Origin of the sequence: Photobacterium leiognathi (assembly GCF_030685535.1) — a bacterium.
GTDB lineage: Bacteria > Pseudomonadota > Gammaproteobacteria > Enterobacterales > Vibrionaceae > Photobacterium > Photobacterium leiognathi.
In genome coordinates, this window is record NZ_CP131599.1 from 994,562 (window position 1) to 1,017,698 (window position 23,137).

Annotated in this window: 20 protein-coding genes; 11 read left to right on the forward strand and 9 right to left on the reverse strand. The window is 38.6% G+C overall.

The genetic code is table 11. The features are described from left to right. Nucleotides 1-57 precede the first annotated feature (57 nt). Entirely contained in the window at nucleotides 58-1,404 is a 1,347-nt protein-coding gene (locus tag Q7674_RS04650) for an ABC transporter substrate-binding protein (protein ID WP_052679845.1), read from the reverse strand. 2 nt (nucleotides 1,405-1,406) lie between these two features. Continuing rightward, a complete protein-coding gene (locus Q7674_RS04655; RefSeq protein WP_045062261.1) occupies nucleotides 1,407-3,386 on the reverse strand; it encodes a HAMP domain-containing methyl-accepting chemotaxis protein in 1,980 nt (659 codons plus the stop codon). Between the two features lie 343 nt (nucleotides 3,387-3,729). Between Q7674_RS04655 and Q7674_RS04660 the strand changes: the two genes are divergently transcribed. After that, complete coding sequence (locus Q7674_RS04660; RefSeq protein WP_305421871.1) at nucleotides 3,730-4,722, forward strand: lipoyl protein ligase domain-containing protein; 993 nt, start codon at nucleotides 3,730-3,732, stop codon at nucleotides 4,720-4,722. Between the two features lie 518 nt (nucleotides 4,723-5,240). Here the strand turns inward: Q7674_RS04660 and Q7674_RS04665 are convergent. Both Q7674_RS04665 and Q7674_RS04670 read right to left on the reverse strand, forming a co-directional pair. After that, nucleotides 5,241-6,461, reverse strand: coding sequence for a S1 family peptidase (locus Q7674_RS04665; RefSeq protein ID WP_305421873.1), 1,221 nt, complete (start codon nucleotides 6,459-6,461; stop codon nucleotides 5,241-5,243). A gap of 189 nt (nucleotides 6,462-6,650) precedes the next feature. Further along, entirely contained in the window at nucleotides 6,651-7,718 is a 1,068-nt protein-coding gene (locus Q7674_RS04670; RefSeq protein WP_045062256.1) for a S1 family peptidase, read from the reverse strand. A gap of 380 nt (nucleotides 7,719-8,098) precedes the next feature. Between Q7674_RS04670 and Q7674_RS04675 the strand changes: the two genes are divergently transcribed. Continuing rightward, nucleotides 8,099-8,671 carry a PhnA domain-containing protein gene (locus Q7674_RS04675; RefSeq protein WP_008989419.1) on the forward strand — a complete coding sequence of 191 codons (573 nt, stop codon included), beginning with the start codon at nucleotides 8,099-8,101 and terminating at the stop codon, nucleotides 8,669-8,671. A 94-nt stretch (nucleotides 8,672-8,765) separates the two neighbouring features. Here the strand turns inward: Q7674_RS04675 and Q7674_RS04680 are convergent, their stop codons facing one another. After that, nucleotides 8,766-10,184, reverse strand: a complete 1,419-nt coding sequence (locus Q7674_RS04680) for a coniferyl aldehyde dehydrogenase (RefSeq protein ID WP_305421876.1) — start codon at nucleotides 10,182-10,184, stop codon at nucleotides 8,766-8,768. A gap of 204 nt (nucleotides 10,185-10,388) precedes the next feature. Here Q7674_RS04680 and Q7674_RS04685 point away from each other — a divergent pair, with 204 nt between their 5' ends. After that, nucleotides 10,389-11,060: a glutathione S-transferase gene (locus Q7674_RS04685; RefSeq protein WP_107229546.1), complete on the forward strand. Its 672-nt coding sequence runs from the start codon at nucleotides 10,389-10,391 to the stop codon at nucleotides 11,058-11,060. Nucleotides 11,061-11,203: 143 nt separating this feature from the next. After that, complete coding sequence (locus tag Q7674_RS04690; protein ID WP_305421878.1) at nucleotides 11,204-13,519, forward strand: phosphocholine-specific phospholipase C; 2,316 nt, start codon at nucleotides 11,204-11,206, stop codon at nucleotides 13,517-13,519. Nucleotides 13,520-13,606: 87 nt separating this feature from the next. Here the strand turns inward: Q7674_RS04690 and speG are convergent, their stop codons facing one another. Together speG and Q7674_RS04700 are read right to left on the reverse strand one after the other, a co-directional pair. After that, nucleotides 13,607-14,125: a spermidine N1-acetyltransferase gene (gene speG, locus Q7674_RS04695; protein WP_008989423.1), complete on the reverse strand. Its 519-nt coding sequence runs from the start codon at nucleotides 14,123-14,125 to the stop codon at nucleotides 13,607-13,609. A 148-nt stretch (nucleotides 14,126-14,273) separates the two neighbouring features. Further along, nucleotides 14,274-15,176: a LysR family transcriptional regulator gene (locus tag Q7674_RS04700; protein ID WP_305421880.1), complete on the reverse strand. Its 903-nt coding sequence runs from the start codon at nucleotides 15,174-15,176 to the stop codon at nucleotides 14,274-14,276. Nucleotides 15,177-15,294: 118 nt separating this feature from the next. Here Q7674_RS04700 and Q7674_RS04705 point away from each other — a divergent pair, with 118 nt between their 5' ends. After that, a complete protein-coding gene (locus Q7674_RS04705) occupies nucleotides 15,295-15,822 on the forward strand; it encodes an NADPH-dependent FMN reductase (protein ID WP_305421882.1) in 528 nt (175 codons plus the stop codon). 129 nt (nucleotides 15,823-15,951) lie between these two features. On the opposite strand, the gene Q7674_RS04710 is transcribed toward Q7674_RS04705, so the two are convergent. Further along, nucleotides 15,952-16,161, reverse strand: a complete 210-nt coding sequence (locus tag Q7674_RS04710; protein WP_008989426.1) for a TOBE domain-containing protein — start codon at nucleotides 16,159-16,161, stop codon at nucleotides 15,952-15,954. Nucleotides 16,162-16,499: 338 nt separating this feature from the next. Between Q7674_RS04710 and Q7674_RS04715 the strand changes: the two genes are divergently transcribed. The 6 genes from Q7674_RS04715 (at nucleotide 16,500) to Q7674_RS04740 (ending at nucleotide 21,489) form a co-directional block, all read left to right on the forward strand. After that, nucleotides 16,500-17,258, forward strand: coding sequence for a protein kinase family protein (locus Q7674_RS04715; protein WP_045062248.1), 759 nt, complete (start codon nucleotides 16,500-16,502; stop codon nucleotides 17,256-17,258). A 112-nt stretch (nucleotides 17,259-17,370) separates the two neighbouring features. Next, nucleotides 17,371-17,736: a VanZ family protein gene (locus Q7674_RS04720; RefSeq protein ID WP_045062246.1), complete on the forward strand. Its 366-nt coding sequence runs from the start codon at nucleotides 17,371-17,373 to the stop codon at nucleotides 17,734-17,736. 162 nt (nucleotides 17,737-17,898) lie between these two features. Continuing rightward, nucleotides 17,899-18,573 carry a hypothetical protein gene (locus Q7674_RS04725; protein ID WP_045062244.1) on the forward strand — a complete coding sequence of 225 codons (675 nt, stop codon included), beginning with the start codon at nucleotides 17,899-17,901 and terminating at the stop codon, nucleotides 18,571-18,573. After that, complete coding sequence (locus tag Q7674_RS04730; RefSeq protein ID WP_045062242.1) at nucleotides 18,570-19,040, forward strand: hypothetical protein; 471 nt, start codon at nucleotides 18,570-18,572, stop codon at nucleotides 19,038-19,040. The genes Q7674_RS04725 and Q7674_RS04730 overlap by 4 nt, the downstream gene beginning before the upstream one ends. Before the next feature lie 422 nt (nucleotides 19,041-19,462). Next, the gene (locus tag Q7674_RS04735) at nucleotides 19,463-20,125 is read left to right on the forward strand and encodes a potassium channel family protein (RefSeq protein ID WP_008989431.1); all 663 of its coding nucleotides are present in this window, start codon (nucleotides 19,463-19,465) and stop codon (nucleotides 20,123-20,125) included. A gap of 20 nt (nucleotides 20,126-20,145) precedes the next feature. Continuing rightward, the gene (locus Q7674_RS04740) at nucleotides 20,146-21,489 is read left to right on the forward strand and encodes a TrkH family potassium uptake protein (protein ID WP_425260128.1); all 1,344 of its coding nucleotides are present in this window, start codon (nucleotides 20,146-20,148) and stop codon (nucleotides 21,487-21,489) included. A gap of 87 nt (nucleotides 21,490-21,576) precedes the next feature. On the opposite strand, the gene Q7674_RS04745 is transcribed toward Q7674_RS04740, so the two are convergent. After that, on the reverse strand, nucleotides 21,577-22,986 hold the full coding sequence (locus Q7674_RS04745; protein WP_305421886.1) for an FAD-dependent oxidoreductase: 1,410 nt from the start codon (nucleotides 22,984-22,986) through the stop codon (nucleotides 21,577-21,579). Nucleotides 22,987-23,137: the final 151 nt, after the last annotated feature.

The window sequence follows — 23,137 nt, forward strand, 5'->3', positions numbered from 1 at the left end:
GATGATCTCGTAAGAAATCATCGCTTTAAATACCATAACGTATGGCTAATTAATGCTCTACTCTTGGCAGATCAAGCTCGCTACTTTGGCTTCTCTTTGTGGTACATACCATTCATCTAAACCAGATTGAACAAGCTCAGCTGCTTGCTCTGGTGTCATGGTGCCATTAAGCACTGCCACGCTGGTTTGATCGATTTGTGCTTCAAAGCTAGTTTTACCACGAGATAAGATCTGCGCCGAACTTCGGATTGTTGAATCACATTCGTTACGCCATGCCATCATCTCTTTTGCTATCGGATTTTCCACCTCAAAGAAATGGTTAGATAGCGAGAAAAAGCCAGGGATTGCGTTAGTTAATAGCTCTGCGTACTCGGCTGTTGTCATCCACTCTAACAAAGCTTTCGCCGCTGGGTTATATTCTGCTTTAGTATTCAAACCCATACCAATATCAGTGTGATCACTGAAGTAACATTCATCACCTCGGTTCTCTACTGGCGGTGGGAACACACCAAAATCTAGCTGACCTGAAAAGGTACTAATATCCCATGAACCAGCAGGATAAATAGCCGCTTTACCTGTTTTAAATAGCTCGATGGAATCTGCATATTTACGGGTTTGGTAACCTTGACCTAAGAAACGCCCCCAATTAGCTAATTCCTGGAATACTTGTTTATATTGCGGTGAATTAAAACGCTCAGTGCCATTAATTAAGCCTAAACGCCCATCTTCCCCTTTCCAGTAATTAGGACCGATGTTTTGAAAGCCCATGGTGCCCGCTTCCCACTTATCATTAGTTCCCATAGCAAGTGGGACATATTGCCCGTTATTTTTGATCATATTCAAAACATGATTAAATTCTGCAGTGGTTTTAGGCACGCTTAAATCAAGTTCTTTAAAGACTTTTTTATTGTAGAAAAAGCCGTGGATTACTGATGCCATTGGTAAACAGAATGTTTGTGCACCGGAATCTGTTTGCCATGGGCTAAGTGCAAAACTCGGAAAATTCTCCATTCCTGGCATTTCAGTAATATCGCTTAAATGCCCTTGTTTAAACAGTGCGAGTGAACCATCAAATGGACGACAAGCGATCAAATCCCCTGCTTTACCATTCGCTAGGTTGGTATTTAAATCATCTTGGAATGCGGTTAAACCTTCCGGTGAACGATAGGTCACTTTGATATTTGGATAATGCTTGTTAAATGCTGGAATGATCTTTTCTTTCCAAATCGCATCATCTTGTCGCCAAGAGTCAACCAATACTGTACCGCTTAGTGATGCTTTTTGAACCTCAGCCAATGCAGGCGTTGAAGCAATAGTTGCAAGCGATACGCTCGCTGCAATTAGGCTACGACAAAGTGTTGATTGAACCTTTGTATAAATAAAAGTAGAAGTCGTCTGTTTCATGTTTATACCTTAAATCGTTCAATCAATTGGCGTTGCTCTGCGGCTAACTTAGATAATGCTTCACTGCTGGTTGCTGATTCACGCGCTTCTGACTCTGCGTTATACGCCACGTTGGCAATACCATTAATGTGCTCTGCGACATCTTGGCTTACTGAGATCTGCTCTGCGGTTGCGTGGGCAACTTGCTCTGCCATTTCAAAAATCAAACGCATACGATCAGCAATGGTTTGTAACGCTTCATCTGTTAAACGTGTTTGTTCTACGCATTGCTCTGTTTGCTTATGGCTACGCGCCATGACTGATGTCACCATCTCTGCACTTTGTTGAAGATTTTCAATCATCTCATTGATTTCTTCTGTTGATTGCTGAGTACGATTTGCTAACGCGCGAACTTCATCAGCAACCACGGCAAAGCCACGCCCTTGTTCACCTGCACGAGCCGCTTCAATTGCCGCATTCAATGCCAGTAAGTTCGTTTGCTCTGCAATGCCACGAATCACATCTAAAATACTGCCGATATTAACGGTAAAGGTTTCTAGCTTACGGGTAATATCTACCGCTTCTGTAATATCAACAGAAAGTTGCTCTGTGATATTGCGGCTTGTTAAGACTAAATCACGACCTTGTTGTGCCGCTTGGTTAACTTCATTCACTTCATTAACCGTTAGATCAGAAGAACGTGAGATCTCTTTCGCACTCACTTCAAGCTCTGAAATGGCCGCTGCCACTTGATCTGTACGTTGTTTTTGATCTTCTACACGGCTCATCGCCTGCTCACTCGTGACAGCTGTTTTCTTCGCTTCAGTTACTAGCTGCAATGAACCATCGTTAATCTTGGTTAAGATCTCTGCCATGCTTTCAGAAAGTTGATCAATTGAGCGTGATAATGCACCGAATTCACAAGATGATTGGTAGTTAGTTCGCTGCGTCATATCACCAGCAGTCATCTTACGCAGTACTGCATTGATACGAGCCAATGGCGTATGAATACTTTTCGCAGTAGTAAATGCAATGATCAACGCAATCGCACCTGAAATTAAACAGGCAATCACGATACTGTAGGTTGCTTGATTGGCTGCGGCATCTGCTGCATTTCGGCTGTTGTAAGCATTACTACTTGCGTATTGCATGTAGTCATTTAATGCCGTTTGTGTAAGTACAACTTGTTGATTAGATTGTTGACTTAGGTTTGCTAGTTCGCTTTCAAGACGGTTGTTTTGCTCCATGACAGCAAGTAGACCTTCTTTACCTAGTGCTAAATCATGGACACGTTGTAGATTACGAGCATAACGGGCTTTCACATCTTCAGGCACGTTAATACGCTCAAGACCTTGTTTAGCTAATTCGATATCTTTTGCCAACACTTTACTTAATTTAGCAAAATCAGTGTCTTTATTAGCACGACGAACGTTTTTCAAATCACGGCTAATACCACTGGTGATAAGCTCTGCACGATTGCTTAAAGAACGTTTCACACTTGCACGTTGTAGCAATAAATTTGCCGCCCATTGGTAGGTATCTTCTAAACGTAAAAACGACAGGTTTAAATCAGTAAGACGATCATTTACTGCCACCCATTGATTTTGGGTATCAATAGTTTGTTGCGATAACTCAAAAAACTTATCCGCAGCCACTAGCGCTGTAGACAGTTTTTGTTTTGCGTCACTATCTACTGCATTTTTTAATGCTTGCTCTTTTGCTGTACGAAATTCATTTTGTGCCAAATCAACAGCGGCTTTACGCTCGGCTAATAACGCAGCAGATTCTGTTGTACGGTAGTCGATAACTGTTAACTGATTTTCACGAAGGCTAGCTAGTAATTGGCTGGCAGAAATTACCATTGGTGTTGAAACCTCAGTAACGTCTGTTAGTCGATCGTGGATTCGATTGGTGTTGATGTAACTAATGCTTCCAACAACGGCAATAAGAATAAACATTATTATAAAGCCGACGATGGTGCGCTGAACTATTGATAATGACATAAGAAACTTCTATTTATAATTTAATCACGCCGTAGCTGATCCTGAAACGGTTACTTTCAATATACTTTTTTCACTGCTCTAAATAAAAAAATTAGAACAGAATCAATATCAAGATCACACTTTATTGCTTTTAAAGTCTTTCAGGTATTTATTAACTCTGAGCCTATTATCAATAACATTCCACCTAAGCATTAAATGACACTTTTTTTAAATTTAAAAACAACTAATGCGAGATAGTTCATGTAATTCGTTTTAATATTTTCTTATCTCACTTAAATAAAATGACCTGATATGCAACAATACTAATTCATAACACCAAGATTGATGATTAAGAGACAACTGCATGAAACTGTCTATCTATTATTCAGAATCAACTGATCCAAGTTTTAACCAAGCTATTGAAGAATCGTTACTTAAGCACGCAGATGATAATCATATTATTGCTTTTTTATGGCAGAACCAGCGTTCTGTTAATATAGGAAAGGATCAAAACCCTTGGCGTGTATGTAAGCCTAAACAATTAAAACAAGACAATATTAATATTGTCAGGCGCCATACCATTGGTGGAGCTGTATACCAAGATTTGACACATACTAATATTGCCTTAATTGGTTCAAATAATTATTTAACAAAAGATATTATTCAAAAGATACTTTTAGGCACATTCGATCCATTAAATATTGAAGTAGCCATATCTGATAAACTTGAGTGTTTAATTGATAATAAGAAAGTATCGAACACAGCATTATCTGAAAATAATCACTATTTGTTTTTTCATAGTACGATCCGTGTCAATACATCTCTGACTGATATTTCTCAGTATATGAATAGTCGTTATTCAATTTTAAATCACAAAGATCTTGAGCGTGCTTATACGTCTATTAATCAACATACTCGCCCACTTGAACACAATGAACTTTGCCGATATATCAGTGACAGCATTCAAGAAGCGTTAGAACTTGATGCGGAAAATACGATAATTCTAAATAACCAGCACCCAGATTGGGTTGAGTTTAGTGCTAACTTTTACCGCTTAAAAAGCTGGGATTGGAACTATGGTAAATCACCTAGTTTTATTGAATCGCTACAAACCGCTTTTTCATGGGGTAATGTTGACTTGAGACTTAACATCGATGCTGGCGTAATTAATAACGTCTATTACGATGCCCCTACAGCTTATCACAATATGATGAATGACTTTAGCCAAACAGCGATTGGCTACCCTTTCAATGCTAAGTCTATGATCTCAATTGTATGTGGATTGCTGTTGAAGCACTCCGAACATTACGACGAATTAATGGAAGTATCTGAGTGGTTACAGCAAGAAATTGCTTAGCGAAATTACGATAACTTTTAAGGAAAAATTTACTTTTGTGTCTATATATTGAACTAAATCAATTGGGCATCAAATACTAGTTTTTATAGTTAAACAACTCCTTGACTTTGGCAGAGGCGGCACCAAATCTAGGCTATCTGCCTTTCCCACAGAGTTATACACAGCTTCTGTGGATAATAAGAACAAATTTTTACTTATCACATTCCTAATTTAAATGTTAGCTATCATTGAAACCAAACCCATTAACAAGCTTAAAATTCTTTTACATTCATACAGATAAAATAAAAATGAGATGATATGTAAAATTATTAGTTATTATTTTTACTTTATTTATGACATAAAAATACTGTGAATAAATCTTGTTTAAAACTCAACATTCAAACATATCTCAATGATAAATCTATGCTACTTGGTGTGATATAGGTGACTATAGGTGCTTACAAGACAATAAAAAACCACCTATCTTTAACCAGAAACAGTTCAAATAGGTGGTTTTAACAAATAAAAGAAATGAACAATTAGTGACGTTTACGGCGAATCCATGCCATTGAACCTAACAACGTAAGCATTAGACCACCAATATAACCACCGCCACTGTCATTCTTTCCAATATTACAGTTGTTAGCCGAGATACTATCGTTACAACCCTGTTCAGCTTGTTCTTTCTCTTTTTCTAAAAATGCAGGTAGCGTAATGGCACTTTCAGGTACTGTTTTCACCGATTCTGTAATCCATTCATAATAGGTTCCGACACGGGCATAAAACGTTGGACGGGTTAGTGAACCACATTGAGGCTCACCTGCAGAACCACCACTCACAATACCAATCTGTACCCAGTTACTGTCATTATCTTGTGTTAATAACGGACCACCGCTATCACCAAGACAAGCATCAGGCCCCATTAAATCGGAACCATCAAGCTTACGTGCAGGTAATGTACAAAGCTTAGTGGTGTTACTTGGACTATCAATGAAAATGCCTTCTGGATCTTGCGATTCAAAGCGCTCATAACATTTATCAATCGGGAAGCTTGCTAACATGGTTTCTAGCAGTACATCAGATGTTTCACCGCCTTCATAATTCAGACTCTTTTCTTCTTCATCTTCTGCAGTTGCTTTATTTTCAGTCACTCCCCACCCTTGTACTTTTACGTTCTCAGGCAGGTTTTTATCATTCCATTGGCCGCGTAATTTATCATCTAATTCAACTGCAGCACTGGTTGATGCTAATTTAACTTTACCGACACCATTAAAGTCGCGGTTAACACGGATAAGCGCAACATCATTATCAAGCGCCGTGTTTACAATTTCTGTTTCTAAATTAACGCCGTTACCACTTGAGATTTCTAAAATAATAAGCGGGTTATAGTCAGGATGTACAACGACATGGGTGGCTGAATAAATATCTTTAATATCGGCAGTAGCGTTATCAACTAACCCTGTTGTAACTGTAATATCTGAAGGAGCAATAACAGTAAGACCAGACTCTCCTGTACCGCCACCATCAACAACACAGTGAGCTGCTGTTAATAACCAGCGGTCATCTAAAACTGTCGCACCACAAAACTGTGTTTCATTTTTTTTGTTCCAACGTAGCGATGCCATGAAATTATCTTCAGTAGCTACTGTGACTTCAGAGCCACCAATAATAAACGGAGTCGGAGCTTGAGCATAAGCAGAACCTGCTAATCCTAATGCAATGCATACACTCAATGAGTGCGTAAATTTATTCACCATCATTAAATCCTTTTAAATTACAGCTAGTTTAATGGTACCGAATACTATTCACTGTTTACTTAAAAAGATAAACGAGTTGCGACAGGCTTCTTTTTTCTATGCAATGCTGCAAAACAGACATAAAAAATATTAAATCAAGCCCACAGCAACCCGTTTGACACTTAATAACTTCAAGGTTAATGAAACAATGGATTAACCGCGTTTTCTACGTAACCAGCCCATTGCTAATAGTGACATCATTAAACCTGAACCAATGGAGCCACCGCCGCCACTACCACCTTCTGCGCCATTGTCGGTATTGTCTTTGCCTGTTGATTCATCTTCATAAGGAACTGGCGCTGGAAGTGTAGATGTTTTTTCAGCAATAACGGTGTTGATCCAATCATCGTAACCACCCAGTCGGGTATAGATATCTGGATCTCCTGCGGCACATGTCTCACCACCAAAACTGGTAATTCCAAGCTGTATTTGCTCACCTGTGGCTACGTTTTGATAATACAAAGGACCACCACTATCACCGCTACAAACTCCTAAAAAATCAGGTTCATAGGTACACATTTTTAATGGGTCAACACCACTAGATAGCCAGCCAAAATTACTGTCAGCTTTTGTTTTATCAAAGCACTCAGCGGTAGGTAAATAACTGAGTTCAGCAGACATTAATGTATTTGGACCTGAGATTGCGGCATTTGAGGTTTTACCCCAACCTTGGGCAATTAATAATTCTCCATTTTCGGTAATTTCTTTTTCGATCGCTAATGCCTGCTCATTCGTTGGTAATGTTGCTATCGTGGCATTATCAATATTTCGTGAAACAGCGATAAGTGCAATATCATTGACATAAGGCGTATTTATTTGAGTTTCACTCGTACCTTCGACTAGAACTGTTCCCTCAGGTAAGTAATCAGGATGCACTATCACATCAACAGCTTTATATTCGTTGATTAGTTGAATATCTTGCAAATCTGTAACCCCAGCATAAACTTTTATTAATTGCTTAGGCACTGTTTGCAATGAATTGTTTTTATCACCAATTTTAATACAGTGTGCAGCAGTTAATACCCAACGTTCGGCTATTAAACTTCCGGTACATCCCCAATTCCCCGCTTGAACAAACACTGTCGATAATTCATTCGGGCTTGTTTGAACTTCATTACCACCAATAATGTAAGCATTAATATCGTTCTCAGTTGCTATTACTGATTGTGGAAAAGCAACACTTGCGGAAATTGCTAGCCCTAATGTTTTTATTTTATTCATACAAGCCTTCTTAAATATCATCCTTGGATTAATACTTAAAAGGTAACAAATTATTAACCACCAATTATCAAAAATATTTCAAACAGTGAGCTAACACGTAAGTCTTAAATAAGAATGTCTATTCGTTACAACAAGTCACCAGCACTTTTTTGCTAGAGCATAAAAATAACAAGAATTAAAACAATCATTTGTTCAGTTAATAAAGTTAAAATTTAACTGTTTTTTCGTTACTTTCTGGATAATTTTCCATGACATTTCACTACGATTGGATATTAAACAGTCTGATGTACTATAAATTTCGTGATCTCGCGCTTGTTTTCTTCCCTTCTGTTTATTTGATGTGCATAATGTGCCCACAATAACTCTATGGACAATTTCCCATGACTATCGAACAAGCTTTAAAAGATCGTAGCGAATCAAAATGTGAACTATGTTCTTCTGAAAACAACCTAGCTGTATACGCAGTTCCTGCTTCTGAAGACAAGAGCGCGGGCTGTAGTGTATATCTTTGTGATACTTGCCGTGGTCAGCTTGAAGATCCAGAGACAACAGATGAAAACCATTGGCGTTGCCTAAACGACTCTATGTGGAGTCAGGTTCCAGCTGTACAAGTAATGGCTTACCGTCAACTTAAGCGTCTATCTTCAAAAACTGACTGGGCAATGGACCTAGTTGACATGATGTACCTAGAAGATGATGTTAAAGAGTGGGCTGAAAAAGGTCTTGTTGAAGAAGCACAAGCTGCTATTCCAACTCTTGACGCTAACGGTGCTAAGCTACAAGCTGGTGACAACGTAACTATCATCAAAGACCTTCCAGTTAAAGGTTCTAGCATGGTAATTAAGCGTGGTACGCCTGTACGTAACATCAGCCTGACTGATAACCCACTTCACATCCAAGGCCGTGCTGATGGTGTGCAAATGGTTATCATCGCAGAGTACGTGAAGAAGTAATACCTTCTCCGTTACTGATAACGTATAAAAGAAAGCCCCTAGAGTCTCACTTTAGGGGCTTCTTTTATGGTTCAGATATCATTCCAGTATTAAATTATTGATACTTACCTAGCTTACGATTAGTGATGTAATTAATCATTCGCTTACCGATAGATGAATAAGGTGAATACAGTAGCTTCAGTGATGATACTGAGCCTTGATACATCACAGGGCGCATTTTTGATAGACGTTCAAAGCCTTCTCGGCCGTGATAGTGTCCAATACCACTGTTGCCTATCCCACCAAACGGTAGATCATCTTGCGCTACATGTACCATCACATCATTAATTGTTACGCCGCCTGAGCGAGTCTGATCAATTACTGTTTGTTGTAAGGCTTTATCATTGGTGAATAAATACAAGGCTAATGGTCTTTCTCCTGCGTTTATTTCAGCAACCACCTCATCAATCGATTGATACGTTTTAATTGGCAAAATAGGGCCAAAAATCTCACGCTGCATCACTAACATGGTTTCATTCACATTAGTCACTAGATGTAATGGGAACTTACGATTCTTATCATCGGGCTCAGCATTTGGGATCAGATTATGGATCTCCGCCCCTTTCGCTTTCGCATCTTCTAATGTGTCAACTAAGCGAGCAAACGCCGTGTCATCGATAATGGATGTGTAATCTGGATGCTGAATATCAGTAAAGCGCTTCGACATGACCTTTTTCGCATGCTGAATCACCTCATTTAAGCAATGCTCCGGCACATATAAATAATCAGGTGCAACACAGGTTTGTCCGCTGTTATACGCCTTTCCACCTAAAATGCGTTTCATGGCTTTCACAAGATCATAATCGTCAGCCACAATCGCTGGCGACTTACCACCAAGCTCTAAAGTAACAGGCACAAGGTTTTTAGCTGCATTTGCCATCACAGCCTTACCAGTGGTACTTGAGCGAGTAAATACAAGGTGATCCAACGCCAGTTGAGAAAATGCTTTGCCTGTTTCGCCTTCTTCAGCAATAAAGCAAATTTGATCTTCATTAAATGATTGAGCAAACAAACCTTGTAATAGCTGACACAAATGCTGCGAATTTTCAGACATTTTCACCATGACACGGTTTCCCGCAGCAATAGCAGCAACAAGCGGTGCTATTGCAAGAAATAAAGGGTAGTTCCACGGCACAATGATCCCAACAACACCAATCGATTGTGGTAATAAACGGTTTTTAGCTGGCTTAAACCACATAGAAGTATGGCGCTTTTGTACCTTCATCCAGCGTGATAAATGCTTACGAGTATATTTAATCCCTTCAATGCTGGTGAAAACTTCAAGCAATGCCGTTTCTGTTGCAGAGCGTTGACCAAAATCTTTCCCAATTGCTGCACAAATCTCAGATTGATGTGATTGAACAAGCTCTAAGATTTTCTCCAAGTCAGCAAGTCTCGACTGAAGAGCTGGCATTGGGTTTGATAAGAATGCACTTTTTTGTTGCTTTAAATAATGATCTAACGGCTTTCCCATTCGTAAAACTCCTATCACAGAACCCAACTGAAACAACGATAAACCCATTACATTAGCTGTAACATTGTCGTAAGCACAGATCTTTATACTCTAATCAGTTAGGTTATGTGAACCAATAAATACAGTGACTTGGTTATAAAATCGCATCATTCACTGTTATAGACTAATCTCATAGTCAGAGGGAACGTGTAGCGGGGTTTAGATATGTCATCACCAATTTTATATACATTAAGGCAATGCCCTTATGCTATTAGAGCTAGATTAGGATTGTTACTTGCGGAGATCAATTTTGAACAACGTGATATTGATTTAAGGCAAAAACCTACCGACATGCTTGACATTTCCAACAAAGGAACCGTTCCTTTGTTAGTATTTGAAAATGGTGACTATATTGATGAAAGTTTAGAAGTCATGATTTGGGCATTAAATAACAATGACCCACACGATTTATTGCTAAGTCAAAAGCCCCACTACTTTCCTGAAATGCTAAGCCTCATTGCACGTAATGATTACAAATACATCACAGCCCTTGAGCATTACAAAGCAGATACCCGTTACCATAATCCAGAAGCTCCGGTTTACCGCAAACTGTGTGAATCCTTCTTGTTCGACCTTGAAAACCGCTTATCACAAAATAAATACTTAATGGCAGATCAGCTAAGTCTTGCTGATTACGCCATCTTGCCTTTTATCCGCCAGTTTTCTCATGTTGAACGTAAATGGTTTCGAGAGGCTGATTATCCGAATCTAAAACAATGGTTAAGCGATCTTTATCAAGATCCTACTTTCTCTAAAGCAATGACTAAATATCCGTTATGGGAGAGTTGTACTAACACACAAGCGACGCAGCACAATGATTTAACCATGATAAGTTAGTGAAGCCTGTATGACGGTTAAATGAAAAATGTCAGCGTAATGTTAATTAGAATCTTAGCCATAACCGCTTAATAAACATGAAATATTCCTTATTCAAATTACTAACAGGTTAATCAATAACCTCATTTGAATAAGGATTAGTTATGGTAAACGATAGTCGTCGCTCATTTATTAAAAAGTCTGCTGTTGTAAGTGCAGGCGCTGCCGCAGTATCTACTTCACCTAACGTATTTGCGAGTATTGAAAAGGCACTTTCAATTCCAGCAAACCGCAAACATGGCAGTATCAAAGATGTTGAGCATGTTGTTATTTTAATGCAGGAAAACCGTTCATTTGATCACTACTTTGGCACCATGCCCGGTGTGCGCGGTTTTGCCGATCGTTTCCCATTAAAACAGTCCAATGGTGATTTTGTTTGGAATCAGCATAATCCTGAGCCAAATGAAGATAAAGGAAACTTCAAAAAGACCCTACTTCCTTGGTATTTCAATACAGGAAAAGATGTCAGTTATGAGCATTTTCGTGGTACACCGCATCTCTACAGTGATGCACAATATGCTAATAACCATGGCAAAATGAACCAATGGCTACCAAATAAAACTGACCGTACAATGGGATATTTCACAGAAAAAGAAATGCCTTTTCAGTTTGCACTTGCTAATGCTTTTACTCTCTGTGATGCATACTATTGTTCAACACAAACAGGGACAAACCCAAACCGTGTGATGCACTGGACAGGTAGTAATGATGCCAAACAGAAAAGAAATGGTCCAGTTATCACTAATAGTCATGATTCTTGGGGTGAATACGAAAATGGTTATGAATGGACAACCTACCCTGAACGCTTAGAAAAAGCTGGCATTTCATGGCGAGTACTTCAAAACAGGAATCATAACTTTACGGATAATCCACTGGTTGGCTTTAAAAATTTTATTAAGGCAAACGAAACTAACCAAGATGACCCGATTTTTGTCAAAGGCATTGGTCCAGATTACGGCGATAAACCTTCTATTGAGTTATTTGAAGAGCTTTATAATGAAGGACTACCGCAAGTTACTTGGGTCATTTCAGAAGATTTGTACTCCGAACATACAAGCCCTTCAACACCAAGTCTTGGTGCAGCATACACTGCAGCTATTTTAGATATCCTCACCTCTAATCCTGATGTATGGGCAAAAACTGTTTTCATTATCAACTTCGATGAAAATGATGGTCTATTTGATCATATGCCACCACCATCAGTACCTCATAAAGCAAAAAATAAGCATACTTACGGTAAGTCAAACGTTAAAACTGATGATGAATACTACCATGATGTCGATTATTCGAAGTTTAATGGCACTAACTACGATATTTCTAATTTCATCAATAACGCCTCCCATGGTTTAGGTCCTCGCGTACCTTGCTATGTTGTTTCTCCTTGGAGTGTCGGCGGTAATATTAACTCCCAAGTCTTTGACCATACTTCTATTCTACAATTTTTGGAAAAAGTAACTAGCGTTGAAGAGCCTAATATTTCAGAATGGCGACGTAGTGTGTGTGGCGATTTAACAAGCTGTTTTGATTTTGAAAAAAGCCGACCAAATAGTGATATTCCTAACAATATGTCATTTGAGGAAGCTCAACGTCGCTATGAAGCCGCAACCGAAGAACAAAACCAGCATAAAAACCAGCAAGGATATGATGAATCAGGTAAAAGAGTTAAGCCACAGATGAGCTTAGTTGGCCTGCCTATCGTTGAACAGCATGGCTCTCGTCCGTCTTGCCAGCTACCTTATTCACCTAAAGTAGATATTTCATTTGGCAAAGACAGCGTACACTTTGAATACGCAAACCTTGGTAAACAAGGCACGGTTTATCAAACTTACAATTACCTTGCTCATAACCTGCCGCAACGAGATGAGTTTGTTGCACCTGAAGGCAGTCCTTACGATATGACGATGCCACGCCAATACACGGTTGCAGCTAAAGGAACGAACCTACATAGCCCAACTGTCACTGATAAATGGCAGTTCGATGAGCATCAAGACTTTGATTTAATGACCTTTGGCCCTAATGGATTTGTACGCCGTGTGAAAGGCTTTACTAGTGAGCATAAAGCTATGCCGCTAATTAACATCACACATAAAGCATCACGAGTTGGTAATAACGAAGCCCATCTTTCTATTCGAATCGAAAATAGCACCAAGGAGCCGCAAGTGATTACCATCACTGATAACGTTTATGGCAAAAAGCCAGTGGTATTGACCATCAAGCCTAAGCAAGTTGAGCATATCGCTTACAAAACACGTAAGCACTGTTGGTATGATCTTACCTTTACTGCTGATAATTGCCGTTATTTCTCATTGCAAGCGGCAGGTCGTATTGAAGTAAATAACAAGCACAACTTCAAAGCGGTAACAGATCCCGAATTAGGTAATTTCGGTAACGACATGGAATTAGCAAGTCTGCATCGCTAAATACCAGCTGAGCAGAACGTAGAATAACAAAAACCCAGCAAGTACTTAGTATTGCTGGGTTTTTATTTATCTTATTAAAGAGGTTAATTAACGACTTTTAAAGTAAGTATCTTGCAGAATATACATACGTTTAATATCGCAGTATTTACCGTTAATAAAGATCTCTTGGATCAAACGCCCTTCTTCAACAAAACCACACTCTTCATATAAGTGGATGGCTTTTTCGTTTTCAATCGCAACGTGCAGATACACTTTATGCAAGTTCAAAATGGTAAATGCATAATTTAGTGCACGATTAATCAATGAACGCGCGTAGCCATTACCTTGGTAATCTGGGGCAATGATAATTTGAAACTCAGCGGTTCGGTGAATATTGTTGATTTCAACCAACTCCACTAAGCCAATCGCTTCTTCGTCTGCATTTTCAGCAATAAAACGACGCTCAGTACTATCATGAATGTGTTTGCGGTACAGCTCTTCAAGCTCAGCAAACGACTCATACGGCTCTTCAAACCAGTATGCCATGATAGTGCGGTTATTGTTTAATTGATGAATAAAACGTAGATCTGTACGCTCTAATGCACGTAGACGAATAACATTACTCATTTATCTATATCCTTGATAGTAATGATGCAGGTAAAGGACTGTCCCCTTACCAATTTACCGCTTAAAAATACCATTTAATATCACAGAAAAAAGCAAAAACATGTAACAAGATATTCTATCTATAGCAACACTGTTTAGTCCCAGAAAATTAAGGCTTAACAACCATCTCATCTATCAAATCCAAGAAGCAGCGTACTTTAGATGCAAGATGCTTACGGGTCGGATAAAGCGCATACACATCCACCATTGGGAAAACATAATCTTCAAACAATAAGATTAATTCCCCTGTCTTTATTTGCTGCTCAATATAAAACTCAGGCAAACGAATGATACCGTCACCATTACACACTAACGCCAGTGACATCTCTGTATTATTGCTACGAATACGCTGATGAACGTCAACAGAAGTTTGATTGCCTGCTTTATCCATGTAATCCCAAATATTCGATTTTTTTAGGTTGCTGTAACAAAAACAGTGATGAGAAGAAAGCTCTGTTGGGTGCATCGGGCGACCATGCTTTGCAATGTATTCTGGCGACGCTACCGTACAAATTCGGCTGCTGTAAATACGTTTACAGATGAGACTTGATTCATCGAGTTTTGCTGATGCTCGTATCACCAAATCATAACCATCGCCAATGACATCAATGGCTTTATCGCTCATATCAAGATCAATCACCACATCTGGGTAGCGCGTAAGATAAGCTGAAAATACATCCTTTAAATAATGCTTACCAAACCACACCGGACAACTAATTTTCAATGTCCCTTTTGGCTCTACTGTACTTTGTGTGATATGAGCAACCGCTTGTTCAGCATCGCTGATCAACTGTAAACATTCCTGATAATAACTCTTACCTTCAGGCGTTAACGAAATACTTCGAGTTGTGCGGTTAAGTAACCTTACTCCTAAGCGATTTTCTAATTTAACGATCTCTTTGCTTACATAAGAGTTTGAATGCCCCATTGCCTGTGCCGCTGCACCAAAGCCGCTGCTTTTAACGACTTGAACAAACAAAGCAATACCATCGAACAGTTGATTATTAGTCATATGGAAATTATCTAATCACTTTAAGGCTATTAATTACATACAAACTCTAATATACACTCTAGTCATTGGTTAACAACATCAGTTTGCTAAAACGACTTAATAACAAACGGGGCTTATTATGAAACTACTCGCTTTTGCTGCAACAAACAGCCAACAATCAATCAACCGTGCGCTAGTGACATATGCGGCATCACAAGTAAACGCTGATGAAGTGGAAATTCTTGACCTAAACGATTTTGAAATGGCGATTTACAGTATTGATCGTGAAAATGCATCAGGGATCCCTGAACAAGCTCAGTTATTCTTCGATAAAATTGGTAAAGCTGACGCAATTTTAATTTCATTTGCTGAGCATAACGGGACATATACTGCGGCTTATAAAAATATTTTTGATTGGGCCTCACGTATTAATCAAAAATTCTATCAACAAAAACCAGTGCTCATGCTTGCAACTTCACCTGGCCCTGGTGGCGCTAAAAATGTACTAGATACAGCAGTTACATCAGCACCATTTTTTGATGCTAATGTAGTCGGTTCTCTTTCTATTCCAAGTTTTTATGAGAACTTCGATTTAGAAAAGCAAACCCTAATAAATGAAGAATTAAATAGCCAACTAATTTCATTAGTGACTAAATTAAATCATTAGCGGCAAAACTCACCATCACACGCATTGAATAAACGCATCTTCGACAAAAATAAAGTTGCTGTTGAACCAGCAACTTTATATATCAATACATTTTCGCAATATTAAATAGCTTAAGCCTGAGCATATTCACTACTCAGTTGCGACCATCACATTCGATGCCTTAATCACTAATACCGCTTCTTTACCCACCGCTAAGCCTAAATACTCACATGATTTTTTTGTTAAAATCGAAGTAAGTTCAACATTCGGTGAGACTTCAACAGTAACCTCAACATTCACTGCACCAACATCAATGTTCGTTACCACGCCTTTTAATTGATTTCTTGCACTTAGTTTCATTTTACAACCTTCAACAGTAAGTAAAATTTAAGTTTGAGCATTCAAAACTTGAGAGCTAAATCTCTTAAAGTGTAGATAACTCACTTTCAAATGAAGCATTTTAATGAGATTAATTCTGCTTTTAATTGTTTATTTATCAAACAGCAGAGCAATATTCGTATATATCTATACCCAAGTCACCTCAAGTTACTAGGGATATATAAAAGTATTAAGATCGCTTTTTTAAGTAAAAAATCAAAAGATACAAGAATATTGCTCACATTTAATCGGATAATAAGGTGCACAATAGTGAGATTTGTATCATGCTTAAAGAGTAGTAGCGTTAAAGGAGTACGCTTATGAGCACGAGGCTATGTGAAACTGCCAGCCTTGAACTGCATGTTCAAAGTGCTGTGCAGCAAATCCTAACCACTATGGCTTTTACAGCCCCTTCAAACAGCCATAGTGATCGTAAAAACGCGTGTATATTTCAGAATAAAGTCACGTATACACTTTACTTACTCCTGCAATCTTTTCATTGCGAATCACAAAATACGATCAATAAACAATGCCACTATAACCAAGATTATACGTTTCATGGCTTTGATTATGTTTGTCAGCAAAGCCTTGAGATTTTAAGACAATCACGTAATGACTTTGCGATTAAAGCTGCGAATCGACGTGGCACTATCACTCATATAACAACCAAGGAAACTGAAGATTTACTCACAGCAGCACTTAACAAAGAATGTGAAATGGTGATGGCTGCACTTGCTATTCAACAACTATCGACCTTGATCAATGCTTTTTCTCAACAAGAAAACATTTCACAAACTCTTGATCAAGTATTTAGCCGTGTACTCGTAAACCAATATATAGATGAAGGTTTTCAATTATCAAAACAGGCAACACTCAAACTGGTAGAACAAATATCAAATGCTATTACTGGAGAGTTATGCCAGTTAATTTTAAACCAGCACACCAGTGATGAGTCGGAGCAAGAACTGGTACAACACTTGAAAGACATCAACACGCTAGCTGAACATTTCATGCAGCATTTTTCACAATTAAATACGACCTTTCTTACCAATAAATCAAATTTAGATGATAACGAGTAAATACGAAGTAGCAGGAAATATCCTGCTACTTATTCGGTATAACAGTAACCAGTTGGATCGAAGTAAAATATTACGTATGATCTCATCATGATTAACTTATATACCGCAGACTATGTCGTCACTACTCGCTTTTATTGATAAACATTGGAAAGTGATCACCGTACTTATTTTATTACTGATTACGGTATTGTCTTTATTACCTCAGCCTAGCCTACCTGAAGTTCCCGGTACCGATAAAACACATCATTTTATCGCCTATAGCGCACTCATTTTTGCCATTGGTTTGAGAATGCCTAAACATTGTTATTGGTTATTTATTGGATGTATTGCTTGGAGTGGTGCCATTGAATTAATTCAACCTTATGTGAATCGTTACGGTGAGTGGCTTGATTTAGCAGCAAATACAGGTGGATTAATCACTGGATTTTTACTGGCTCGACTTTGTGCTAAATACTTTTTAGTAAAAGATAAATCATAATAATTCACAAAAAACATTCATTAAAGATGAATGATTAACCAAATAAATCAACAAGGGATGTTTTGTAAAGTTCTCGCAAAATAGCCCTTGATAATTTGATTTAACTCACATTTTTAATAAAACTAAAGGTATTCAATATTTAGCAGATCATTAGTTTTTAAAATGGTAAAGTATCAAATCGGTCGAGCGACATTTTATCCCGCCCTTAATTTAATCAACATTGACCAGCAAGATATTACGCTGGATTTTAACGATGTCATTGTACTTTGCTATCTTCTAAACAATACGAATAGCTTCACGAGCATTAGTCGTGTCAAAGATACCTGTTTTCCTCATGATGCTCACGCTGAAGATATCATCCATCACTCTATTAACAATCTTAAAGCGTTAATAAATAACGTCAAAAATAGCACTACATTATTATTTTCAATATGGGGTGTTATCTACTTTAAAGCAGCTAAAACTGACAACGGTGATGCTTTGCTATTAAAGCGTTTTCTCGTTCTATCCTCTCTTGCATTCTTTATTGCTTCTATATTACTGCTGATTAAATCACCCGAAAGAGAATACTTAGATAACCATCTTTCTACTTATTATATGGAAAATAAAGGCAATAAAATTACAATCATCAACAATACCAATAATGTTTTTCCAGCATATTTAATCAAGAAATTAACGCTATTAAATGAACAGGTAAAAGTCTTTTACTTTGAAAATGACAACAACATAACGTTTTCTGTGTTCAGAGATAATAACATCAATAATAAGAGCCATATTATAGATAAAGGCGATCAAAAAAACTTACATCGTGAACTAGATAGAGTCTTAAGAATATGATCCGTTATTACTTATTATTCACATGCTCTATTTTGTTGTTCTTATTCGCAATCAGTAACTACATTAATTTGCAGTTCGGTACGAATTTAAACGGTCTATGGCGTGCTTATGAAGTACACAAGTGCGCGCATGAAAAGCCAATTGTTACTGAAAAGAATTTAAAAATAGTAGCCGACCACTACAACGTAACCCTAATGGAAAAAGACGCAAACAGCCACAACATCACAGTATTTGAAAGTAAAGGAAAGATTGATTACATGGACAATAACTGTTTTAACTTTAATTCATCGAATGCTGTATTAAATCAATCTTATAAGGCATGGCTAAATCATCACCTGTCTAATACGAACCAGCGCTTTAACTCATTGCACCAAGGTAAATGTAAACTCATCTACCAAAATGCCAACGTTGGCGTAATTGAATATCAAAAAACAAACACGACTGTGATCTACACAAAACTTACTTAAATTTGTTAACTCAGTTACAGCGATGAACAAAAAAACATCAAATAAACGTACAAATTTTATATTTTTATTTTCTTTGTACTAAAAATAAGATTGCTAATTTTGCAACTAAGTACTGATAATGAGAGCAAATCATAGAATAAACACCTATATTTCATAATGTTATAAGAGGTTAAGTAACAGCTAAAGTGTGTACCATTTATCACCGTTTCTGTCCTAGCCTTGTATTACAAATAAAATCCTAGCAGTATTCACGATCTATTTTAGTCATTGGAAATGTGTAACGACTGTGTGCTCTTTGTAGCTTCGTTTAAGCAAAGTTACTGATTTACGTCCATAGTCCTTACAGCATTTTGAGAAAAATGTTCTTTGAATCAACTGCAAAACAATTAAAACGCTACACTAAAACAGTTTGGGGAAAAACAATGAGTCCTGAAGATAAACAATTTGCCGTTATTGGTCTTGGTCGATTTGGCATGTCACTGTGTGAAGAACTCAGTGAGCGTGGCGCACAAGTACTGGCAATTGATATTGATGAAGCATGCGTACGTAAAGCGGCAGATATTGCCACTCAAGCTGTTGTTGCTGATTGCTCAAATGATGCAACTATCGCTGAATTAAAACTGGATGATTACGATCTGGTGATGGTCTCTATTGGTGAAGATGTTAACGCCAGCATTCTTACTACTCTGCTATTAAAAGAAGCAGGTGTGAAAACCGTATGGGTAAAAGCCAAAGACACCCCACATTGTAAAATCTTATCTAAAATTGGCGCCGATAAAATCATTCGCCCTGAACGTGATATGGGTATTCGTATTGCACGTAATATGCTTGATAAGCGCATCTTCGAATTTTCAGATCTAGGTAGTGGTATTTCACTAGCTGAAGTGGTTGTTACAGCGAAAAACATGGGACGTAAGATCTCACAACATCCATGCGGTAGCCATAAAGAGACACAAATTCTTGCGCTTAAACGTGGTCCTGAAGTACGTAAAGCACCTGATCCTGATACTGAGCTACAAGTTGGTGACATCTTAATTATCACTGGCCCTGAAAACGTATTAACAGATACTTTAAGAAAACTATGAGTTTTATTCCTAACAGGGGCATGTATGTCCCTATTAAAACTGAAAATCGCGATAAACGATGGTCTGAACCTAAGATCATCATCTTTAGCTTTTTAGCGATTTTGATCCCTGCTGCGATTTTACTCACACTGCCAGTATTTTCCGTTTCAGGGCTAAGTTTTACCGATGCATTATTTACTGCGACCTCTGCTATCAGCGTAACAGGCTTAGGTGTGGTCGATACAGGCTCGCATTTCTCCATTAGCGGAAAAATCTTGCTGATGTTTCTAATGCAAATTGGCGGTTTAGGGCAAATGACATTATCTGCTGTCCTACTCTACATGTTTGGCTTACGTTTAAGCCTACGCCAGCAAGCATTAACCAAAGAGCAACTAGGTCAAGAGCAGTTCACCAATATTCGTCGCCTTGTTAAACACATTATTATCTTTGTGTTGATCTGTGAGCTTATCGGTGTGTTCTTTTTATCTATTCGTTGGGTTCCAGAAATGGGCTGGGAACAAGGTTTATTCTTTGCTGTATTCCACTCTATTTCAGCCTTTAATAATGCTGGTTTCTCACTATTTTCAGACGGTTTAACCCGCTATGTAGACGATCCTTTAGTGATCATCACCATTGCTTCACTGTTTATCTTTGGTGGTTTAGGTTTTACTGTGATCTCTGATCTTAAGCGAAACGCACATCGTGGTTTTCACTTCTTATCACTGCATTCAAAAATCATGATCATTGCAACGCCTGTATTGCTTTTTGTAGGTACCGTAATGATTTGGCTATTAGAGCACCACAATAGTCATACTTTAGGTTCACTTAATGAATCAGGTCAGTGGTTAGCTGCATTCTTCCAGTCAGCGACCGCCCGTACAGCAGGCTTTAACAGTGTCGATATTGGTCAATTTACTCAACCGGGCCTATTGATCATGATGCTACTGATGCTTATTGGTGCAGGTTCAACCTCGACAGGTGGTGGTATTAAAGTATCGACGTTCGTTGTCGCTATTTTGGCTACCTGGTCGTTCCTAAAACAGCGTGACCGTGTAGTGCTATTTAAGCGTACTATTTCAAACCAAACGGTAACCAAATCGTTAGCTATCATTGTTGTCAGTGGCATTGTATTGACCATTGCTATGTTCGCGTTAATGATCACGGAAAAAGCGCCATTCTACGAAGTGATGTTTGAAACCATTTCAGCGTTCGCAACCGTAGGTGTGACTGCAGGTTTAACCGCAACCTTATCCGAGCCGGGAAAATACATCATGATTGTCGTGATGATCATCGGTCGTTTAGGTCCATTAACATTGGCATATATGTTAGCGCGTCCTAAACCAACCTTACTAAAATACCCAGAAGATAACGTGGCAGCAGGTTAATCTTCCTTCGATAAAAACAACAAAGGCTTGTTACTCGTCAACCCCGAGAACAAGCCTTTTCTTTATCTCATTTCAAATCAGTGCAGCTTATGCTTTATCTGCTTTTCCTGCTGCATTTGCAAACTTGGCTAATTGCTTATCTAGCCAGAATGGCGCTTTGTCGTTGTCTTCCGCACTCTCTTTACGTCGGATCGCGTCACGTACCATCATCGCACCACACCAACGAATAGGCTCTGGTGGGAAACTTCCCTTTGGCCCTGATACCAATCCACATTTGCTCCACTCGTTATCTTGCTCTAATACCAATGACGATAAGATCTGCCCACCAATCCATGTTTGAGCCACCCCATTGCCAGAATATCCCAAGCCATAAACAATATCTGGGTTATCATTAAGATAACCAAAGAATGGTAAACCTGTGGTTGAGCGATCTGAAGCCCCTGTCCATGTAGCTGCAAACTTCTCTTTTTCGAGGCTCGGAAACAGCTTATTAAACGACTGACGCAACAATGCGGTATAACGGCTAGGTGAATCAAACACTTTGCTGATCTTATTACCAAATGAAAAATAGTTACCGCCTTTACCTAACATTAAACGTCCATCTGACGTTGAACGGTAATAGTGAACAAAGATACGAGAATCAATTACGGTTTTGCCGTCTTTCAGCCCCATTGTATGAAGCTTGTCTGGGATCGGCTGGGTGATCGCCATATCAGAGCTGACGAGCACGACATTGCGTTTAAATTGTGGAAACTGCTCTAACATCCATGCATTCAGTGCAAGCACGACTTTTTTGGTAAAGATGTCAGCTTCTGGTGTGGTGATCGTAATAGGAATTTCAGTGCTGATATTTTCCATTGGGGTGTTTTCATAAATCTTGATCCCCATTCCTTCGGCAATACGTTTTAAACCACGCGCTAACAACGCAGGCTGTACACTTGCTGCAGCCGATGAATAAATGCCTTCGCAGTGTAATGCAGAACCCGCATCTTGCTGAACACGTTCTCGTTGCCATTGTTGCCAGCTATTCACTTCATGCTTCGATAATTGATCTAATACACCATCCATAGAGCCTTGTTGAGCTTTGTTCGTTGCAGTGTATAAAGTGCCATTAAGACGCAAATCGGCATTAATATTATGCGTTTCACAAAAATCAGCGATTTCGTAAACAGCACGTTCAGAGGCACGAACTAACTTTACCGCTTCCTCTTCACCATACAGTTTTTTCATTGAGGAATACTTGGTTGACCATGTCAGCATACAACCGCCATTTCGCCCCGATGCACCACTGCCGCACAAGCCTTTATCAATGATCACAATATCAAGTTCAGGCTGCTGCTGCTTTAGCTGAATCGCTGTCCATAAACCTGTATAACCACCACCAACAATACATACATCCGTTTGAATATCATCTTTAAGTACATTTACAGTATTATCAGACTCTTGTTTTAACGCTTCTGAGAACCAAAATGGTTGGAAATGACTGTCATTATGCATACCTTACTGCTTCCTCAATTGGTATAGACCACTAAGAACTACAATATGAGTGCAATGTGACGATTAGATAACAGCGCTGTGACTGAGAGATGAAACTGATAGTGAAAATAATAAGTAAATAAAAACGAGTGATTAGCCGTACAATCTCGCT

Coding starts and splice junctions, on each gene's coding strand:
- Q7674_RS04650 (WP_052679845.1), bottom strand. CDS start 1,404: ATGAAACAGACGACTTCTACTTTTATTTATACAAAGGTTCAATCAACA.
- Q7674_RS04655 (WP_045062261.1), bottom strand. CDS start 3,386: ATGTCATTATCAATAGTTCAGCGCACCATCGTCGGCTTTATAATAATG.
- Q7674_RS04660 (WP_305421871.1), top strand. CDS start 3,730: ATGAAACTGTCTATCTATTATTCAGAATCAACTGATCCAAGTTTTAAC.
- Q7674_RS04665 (WP_305421873.1), bottom strand. CDS start 6,461: ATGATGGTGAATAAATTTACGCACTCATTGAGTGTATGCATTGCATTA.
- Q7674_RS04670 (WP_045062256.1), bottom strand. CDS start 7,718: ATGAATAAAATAAAAACATTAGGGCTAGCAATTTCCGCAAGTGTTGCT.
- Q7674_RS04675 (WP_008989419.1), top strand. CDS start 8,099: ATGACTATCGAACAAGCTTTAAAAGATCGTAGCGAATCAAAATGTGAA.
- Q7674_RS04680 (WP_305421876.1), bottom strand. CDS start 10,184: ATGGGAAAGCCGTTAGATCATTATTTAAAGCAACAAAAAAGTGCATTC.
- Q7674_RS04685 (WP_107229546.1), top strand. CDS start 10,389: ATGTCATCACCAATTTTATATACATTAAGGCAATGCCCTTATGCTATT.
- Q7674_RS04690 (WP_305421878.1), top strand. CDS start 11,204: ATGGTAAACGATAGTCGTCGCTCATTTATTAAAAAGTCTGCTGTTGTA.
- speG (WP_008989423.1), bottom strand. CDS start 14,125: ATGAGTAATGTTATTCGTCTACGTGCATTAGAGCGTACAGATCTACGT.
- Q7674_RS04700 (WP_305421880.1), bottom strand. CDS start 15,176: ATGACTAATAATCAACTGTTCGATGGTATTGCTTTGTTTGTTCAAGTC.
- Q7674_RS04705 (WP_305421882.1), top strand. CDS start 15,295: ATGAAACTACTCGCTTTTGCTGCAACAAACAGCCAACAATCAATCAAC.
- Q7674_RS04710 (WP_008989426.1), bottom strand. CDS start 16,161: ATGAAACTAAGTGCAAGAAATCAATTAAAAGGCGTGGTAACGAACATT.
- Q7674_RS04715 (WP_045062248.1), top strand. CDS start 16,500: ATGAGCACGAGGCTATGTGAAACTGCCAGCCTTGAACTGCATGTTCAA.
- Q7674_RS04720 (WP_045062246.1), top strand. CDS start 17,371: ATGTCGTCACTACTCGCTTTTATTGATAAACATTGGAAAGTGATCACC.
- Q7674_RS04725 (WP_045062244.1), top strand. CDS start 17,899: ATGGTAAAGTATCAAATCGGTCGAGCGACATTTTATCCCGCCCTTAAT.
- Q7674_RS04730 (WP_045062242.1), top strand. CDS start 18,570: ATGATCCGTTATTACTTATTATTCACATGCTCTATTTTGTTGTTCTTA.
- Q7674_RS04735 (WP_008989431.1), top strand. CDS start 19,463: ATGAGTCCTGAAGATAAACAATTTGCCGTTATTGGTCTTGGTCGATTT.
- Q7674_RS04740 (WP_425260128.1), top strand. CDS start 20,146: ATGTATGTCCCTATTAAAACTGAAAATCGCGATAAACGATGGTCTGAA.
- Q7674_RS04745 (WP_305421886.1), bottom strand. CDS start 22,986: ATGCATAATGACAGTCATTTCCAACCATTTTGGTTCTCAGAAGCGTTA.